1 protein-coding gene is annotated in these 6,691 nt (G+C 64.9%); it reads right to left on the reverse strand.

Annotated elements, in window-relative coordinates; translation table 11 throughout:
- Positions 1–76: 76 nt before the first annotated feature.
- The gene (locus MOV75_RS22815) at positions 77–6,568 is read right to left on the reverse strand and encodes a hypothetical protein (protein WP_247006661.1); all 6,492 of its coding nucleotides are present in this window, start codon (positions 6,566–6,568) and stop codon (positions 77–79) included.
- Between the last annotated feature and the right edge of the window lie 123 nt (positions 6,569–6,691).

Below are 6,691 nucleotides of genomic sequence, written 5' to 3' on the forward strand. Positions count from 1 at the left end.
TTGGAACGGCACGAGCGTGGCGAGCGCCACATCGCATGGATGATACGGCCGTGAAGCATCCCAATCCAAGGAAGCATCAATGCGGCAGCTCCGCTGGAATCCGGATCGCGCTGCGGTCCGTGAAATCGGCCTCGGCGTAGATGCTGCCGGCCGCGGCCAGTTGGATCGCATTGCCGGCGGAGATGTTGCCGAGGATGAGATCGCCGGTGGTCTGCTTCACATAGATGCCCTGCGCCGACGAGACCTGGTCGAGCTGGTCGTGGCCCGGGTCGGCAAAGGCGATCTGAAGCGCGTTGGTATTGTTCGCGGGATTGCTGCCGGCGGCGCCGGGGGCACCGACATTGCCGCGCTCGGCGATCAGGGTCAGGTTGGCGATGTCACCCGAAATCACCGCGCCACCCACATTGGCGGAGATGCTGTTGACGGCGTCGAGCTTGACGTCGCCGCGGCCCGTCACCTCGATGCCGTTGGCCTGCGCGGCCGTGATCGGACCGTAATTCGCGGTGACGCCGCCGAGCGCGAGGCTGTTCTTGCTGCCGAGATAGATATTGGTCAGCGCCTTGGCCGAGATCGCGATCGGGTTGTCGACGACGACGAGGTTCTGCTGCGACAGGCTGACCGTATAGGTCGTGACATGGGTCGTCGGGTCCGTCACCGCGCCGACGGTGAGCTGGCCGGGACCGGCCGAGGACAGCAATGCCCTCTGCTCCGTCGTCAGCGAGGAGGCATCGACGCTGGTGAAGGTGAAGGTCTGGGGCGCCGCCGAATTGCCGACCGAGCCGCGCGGCGCATAGAGCATGATCTGGTTGGCGCTGACATTGGCGATGACGTTCTCGTCAATCGGCGGCGGCGCCGCGCCGATCGACGACGACGACACCGTGTAGGCCAGCTGGCTCTGCGTCCACTGCGCGCCCGCGGTGATGATGCCGTAGACCCGCTCGGTCGATGCGAGCGTATAGGTGTAGGTCGAGCTGAAATGGCCCGGTTGCAGGGCGGCCTGGAGCGCGGCGTTGGTCGGCAGGAACTGCTGATCAGTTGCCACGCCCTCGAACAGCTTGGTGAACAGGGTCGTCGAGAGTGAGCTGCCGAACAGCGACGCGAGCGGATCGGCGGGTGCGGTTCCGAGCAATGTGGTCAGCGAGCTCTTGAGTTCGGCGGTGCTGATCTTGCCGAGGAGGAACTGGTCCCTCAGGAACCGCGTCGTGGCCTCGGTCTTCATCTGCGTCGTCGTGACGTTGGCGGGATCGATGCCGAGCTTGGCCGCCACCTGCGCTCGCAGCACCGTCAGCCCCACCGAGGTCGGGGCGTAGGTGCTGCCGTTCGGGAAGGCGATGTTCTTGAGCTGGAAATAGTCGTTGTAGGCCGACGTCACCATCGACTGGTAGCTGTTGACGGCGTTGGTGGCGGCGTTGCCGCTGAGCAGATCGAGGCTGGCCCAGACGCTCTGCAGATGCTGGCTCTGCGCCTGGGTGAGACCGACCGCCGCCCGGCCGTTCAGGATGCTGGCCTGGTTGCCGTCTGAGCCGGCTGCCTCGAGGAACACCGGCCCGCCGGTCGACTGGATCGTGCCGAGGCGCAGATCGCCCTTGGACTGGATGATGTAGGTGCCGGTGGCCGAGGCGCTGTCGAGCACGCCGCCATCGACGCTGCCGCCCGCCTGGACCGTTCCCGTCGCCTGGATCACCAGCGGATTGATGTTGGTCAGGGTGCTCGCGCCGTTGACGACGGCGCTCGTCGCGCCGATCGCACCGGAGGTGGAGTTGATCTCGATGTTCTTGCCGATCACGACGGGTGTCGCGACGTTGTAGGCGGACGCCGAGTTGATGTCGCCGGTCGCCGAGAGGAAGACGTTGCCCTGCGGCGTCGCGCCTGCCGAATTCACCTTGACCTGGTTGATCGACAGCGCGCCGATCGCGGAGATCGCGATGTCGCGGTCGATCGAGCTGGCGGTCAGGCTGCCGCCATAGAGCTGCACTTGGACCGGAGCCTTGGTGGCGCCGAGCGTGCCGATGCCGCCGTCACCCCGAAGCGTCACGCTTGTCCCCGAGATCACCGGGTTGTTGGCGTTGGCGCCGACCGTGATGGACGAGTTGGCGCCGGTGGCGGCGAGCGTCGTCGCGCCCTGAAGATTGTTGATCGACCCGTTGATGACGATGCCGGAGGTCGAATTGACCACGACGTCGCTGCTGCTGCCGCCGGTGAACTTGATGTTGATCGGGTTCGACGCCTTGACGGTGTTGGTCAGGGTGAGCGTCAAATGATCATAGATCGCCTGGTACCAGTTGTACTGGGCGTCCGCACCGCAGCACGCGTTGGAGTGCGTGTTGAGTCCAACGGGGCTCCCGTCCGGATTCACGCCCCCCGCCCAGTGATAGCTGCCGGTGGCGGTGGTGACCTTCTGGTAGTTGGTGCTCTGCGTGCCCGAAACCAAGCTGGTCGTGGTGGTCCAGTTTGCGCCGGTGACCTGATTGGGCGTGAAATGCCAGCCGTAGTCGAACTGCGTGCTAGTGCTCAGGCGATCCAGCGTCGCGGTGTCGACCCATTGATAGAGCATGTTCGCCTGCGTCGCGTACTGGATGCCTGCGGTACCGGTCCTGGCCGTGAGCATCGACGGGTCGATCGCGGCCGCAGTGACGCTGTTGGTCTGGTATTTCGTCACCTGCTGGTTGCTCGCCGCCTTGGGATCGTAGACATACCACGTCGTCTTCCCCTGGAGCTGGTCGACGATCTCGACCACGCTCTGGGCGGTGGCGCTTGTATTGATGGTGTTGGTGACGAGCGCGAGCCCACTCGTGTTGTTGACCGTGACCGTGCCGGCGCCGCCCTTGATCTCGATGTTGCCCTGGGTCTGGGTGTTGTCGGTCGAGGTCGAGATGATCTTGCCGTTCAGATAGACGTAGCCGCCGGCGCCCTGCGCTACGCCGTTCAGGACGAACTGGTCGGTCAGAGCGTTGTACCTGACCCCGATCTTGACGTCGCCGGTGCCTGAGGTCGTCAGGTTAGCCCCCGCGATGTCGACATAGCTGCCGTTCCGCGCGTTGGCCTGGGCCTGGGCGAAGGCGGCGCTGTTGTTCTTGAGATTCGTGACCTGCTGCGCGGCGTCGGCGCCAATGTTGACCGAGTAATTGCTGCTCGATCCGGCCTGGATGATGCCGTTGATGTTGATCACCGACGCCGAGATGATGACCGCCTGGCCGCTGATGGTCCGGGTGGCCGTCGCGGTGGCCGGCGCGTCCGCGGTCTTCGGCGTGATCGCATCCGGCTGGATGTTGATGACCTGGAAGAAGCCCGTACTGTCGCAGTCGGACGCACAATTGAACGGCGTCTTGTACGGACCGCTATCGGTGTAAACGTTCCGGCCGTCATAAGTCGTTTTCTGCCATTGTGCGAGCACGACATTGTTCGAGGTCAACGACTGCCCCTCGATGATCTTGAGGGTATTGACATCAGGCACGCTGCCGGCATCGGGAGTGCTGGTGTTCCCAGGCGTGCCCCGGCCCATCGGCAGGAAGATCGATGAATAGAGCGAGGTGCCGTCGTAATACGTCATCAGCATGCGCGCGGTGAAGATCGTGCTGGCGTCGGCGTTGCCGACGGGTTGATACACGCCGTGGCTGCCGTCGGTGCAGCAGTAATAGAAATAGGGATGATCGGTTCCCGAAGCGATATGCGGAGCGGTATAGTAGTCGCCGTAGGCGCCGAGATAGGTTGCTGCCGTCATCACCGCGGTCAGCGTGTCTTCCGGCCTGTTTTCGGTGCTGGCCCATTGCGAGGTGACCGCGCTGCCGCTGTCGTAGAAGCTCCCGATGCCGCCAAGGAAGGTGAACGTGCCCTTGGGCACCACGATCTGGACGGTCGCGGCGCTGAGCGACTGCGATGCGACGACGCTGCCGAGATTGTTGACGACCTTGAGCAGGCCATTTGGGTTGTTGACGGCGCCGTTGAAATAGATGTCGGGCGTGCGGGTCAGCAGATTGCCGTTCTGGTCGATGCCTTGGCCGCTGTCGGGATCCAGGCGGTTGTAGGTGGCCGAGACGTCGATGACCGGCGTCGCGCTCGGCATCGCGGTGAAGGTCACATTGGAGTGCGAATCCGGGTCGACATGGTCGATCTGGCGGTACGTGATGTTGCCCCCGGTCACGTCGGTCACCGTGAGGTTGCCCAGGCTCATGAAGTCGAGGCCCTTGTTCTCGATCTTGATCAGGGGCGAGCTGCGCGCGATGACCGCGGGCGCGGCCGGGTTCGTGCCGCTGTTGCCGGTCAGCTTCTGGGCCAGGATCGAGACGTTGCCGGCGGAGACCAGGATGTCGCCGAACGCGAAGGCGTTGCCTGGCGCGTCGGAGGTGAAAGGCGCCTGCTTGATCAGCGTGTCGATCTGGCGCTGGATGTCGCCGGTCGGATCGGTGCCGGACGGCGACATGCTGGCGGGTGCCGTCGGCGTAGCCGCCGCGAGCTGGGAGCGCACCTGCGCCTCGGTCAGGCCGGTCAGCGTCGCCAGTTGGTTGACCACGAGCTGGTAGGGATTGAAATTGCCGACGATCGTGTACTTGACCGTCTGGTGGTTCCAGCTCATCACCGGGCTGAAGTGATTGACGTCGGACACGTATTCGAGGACCGATGACGAGCCGTTCGTCAGCGACGAGTACGGACTGGTGGTGCTCAACGTCGGCGCGGATGCGCCGAGCTCGATCGTGATCGTCAAATCGTTGTTGATTCCCGCCACCACCAGGCCATTGAGCGCGACGTCGCCGGTTCCGCTGGTGTGGCTGTGGTTATCGCTGTTCTTGGCGCTGAAGATGTCCAGATACGGATTGTAGTTGCTGCCGTTGCCGGCCGCCGTGACCTGCCCCTGCGTTGCGCCCAGATAGATGTCCCGCGCACCGAGGACGCTCGAGGTGGGGGCCAGCGTCAGGCTCGTGGTGTCGTCGGCATTGGCGGTGCCGCGATAGAGCGTGGAGATCGGAATGGCGGTGTTGTTGTAGACGACCGTCGTCGCCGTCGCCTGCACGCTGCTGAAGGCGCTACCGTCACCGGCGAGGCCCGCATACATGGTGATATCGCGCCAGGCCACGATCTTCGCGCCGTCGCCGACATTGACCGACTGAGTGGCGTGAACCCAGCTGTTGGTGCTGGCGCCGACACCCGCGATCGCGCCATAGAGGCTGGCGTTGGCGTTGTTCGCCACCGCCATCTTCGCAGCCGTGCCGATATAGATCTTGCCGGCGCTGAACAGCTCGCGGGCATTGATGTTGACCGCGAGCGTGGCATTCGCCGTCATGTTGGATTCGGCGCCGCCACCGGCGAAAAAGCTGGCCGTGGCGAGGCTCGCCGTGTCGTTGGTATTCAGCGTGTTGTAGGCCTCGATATTGATATACGCCGGAGACGTCTGCGGATCTCCGTTGAGGCTCAGCACCGTGCCGGCGCCGATATTGGTGTTGACGGTCTGCGTAACGGTCGAGGTGCTGAGCGCGGCCGCGCCCGCAAACGTGCCGCCGGAGCCCGAACGCGCGCCACCGCCGCCCTGGTTGACGATGTCGTTGGCGATGACGACCATATTGCCACCCGCCGAATTGATGATCAGGTGCGTTCCGATCTCGGCAGTGGTGGTCGAATCGACATCGTTCTGCGCCTTGCCCGCGGAGACGCCGGCCGTGGAGGCCTGGTAGGCGTCGCCGTTCGCGCCATAATTCGTGGTGTGGATGGCATTGATGCGGAGACCGCCGAAATAAAGCGTGTCATCCGCCGTGCCGCCGTCGAACCGCGCATTGGTCACGGCGGTCGAGCTGGTCGTGGCGACCGCCGCGACGCCGGCATAGGTGCCGCCCGCGCCGACCGTCGCGTCGGAAACATTGGTATCAGAGCCGGTCGCCGTGATCCGGAGGATGCCGGTGTAGCTGCCATGGTTCAGGGTATCCATGTCCGCCGGCGCACCCAGATAGGCGTAGGTGTGCGCGCTGGACGAAGTCTGCGCGACGGTGGCACCGAGCGCCAGGAACCCGCTCGAAAGGCCCGTTCCGTCGGCATATTGGGCGCTGTCGTTCTCGGCCGCGATGGTCACATTGGCATTGGGAAGCCGGATCCCAACCCCGCCATAGGCGTTCACCGTGGCGTTCTCGGACGCCACGGCCAGGCTGCCCTGCGCGCCGATCAGCGAGCCGCCGCCACCGGCGAGCGCCTTGGCGTAAGTCGTGGTGCCATAGATTGTCGTGGTCGTTCCGTCGGAGTTGTTCTGTGTACCGACAATCGGAACCAGCGCCATGGCGGTCACCCCGAGCGCACCGCCCGAGAAGCTGACATTGTCGCCGACATCGGCCGTCACCGTGGCGCCGACCGTGGACTTGGCGATGGCGACGCCGACGGCACCGCCGCCGACCGAAACGCCGATCGCCTCGCTCGACAGATTGGGCGTGATCGACGCCGACACCAGCGTGCCGACGCCGGTCGCCGACGTGGTGATCGAGGCGCCGGAGCCAATCTCCGCAACCACGCCTGAATTCTCGTGGGCCTCGGCATCAGCACCGACACCGGCGACGATGCCGCCACCGAGAGCGGTGGACGTCGTGGTCAAGGTGCCGGCGCCGCTTGCTCCAACCGCCAGAGTCGTGACGTTGACGGTGGAGCCGTTCAGAACCCTCGCAGCGACCGCGCTCGTTCGGCTTGCGGTCGCGACCGAAGCGCCGACAGCCACGGC

This window comes from Bradyrhizobium sp. PRIMUS42 (genome assembly GCF_023006515.1).
Taxonomy (GTDB): Bacteria; Pseudomonadota; Alphaproteobacteria; order Rhizobiales; family Xanthobacteraceae; genus Bradyrhizobium.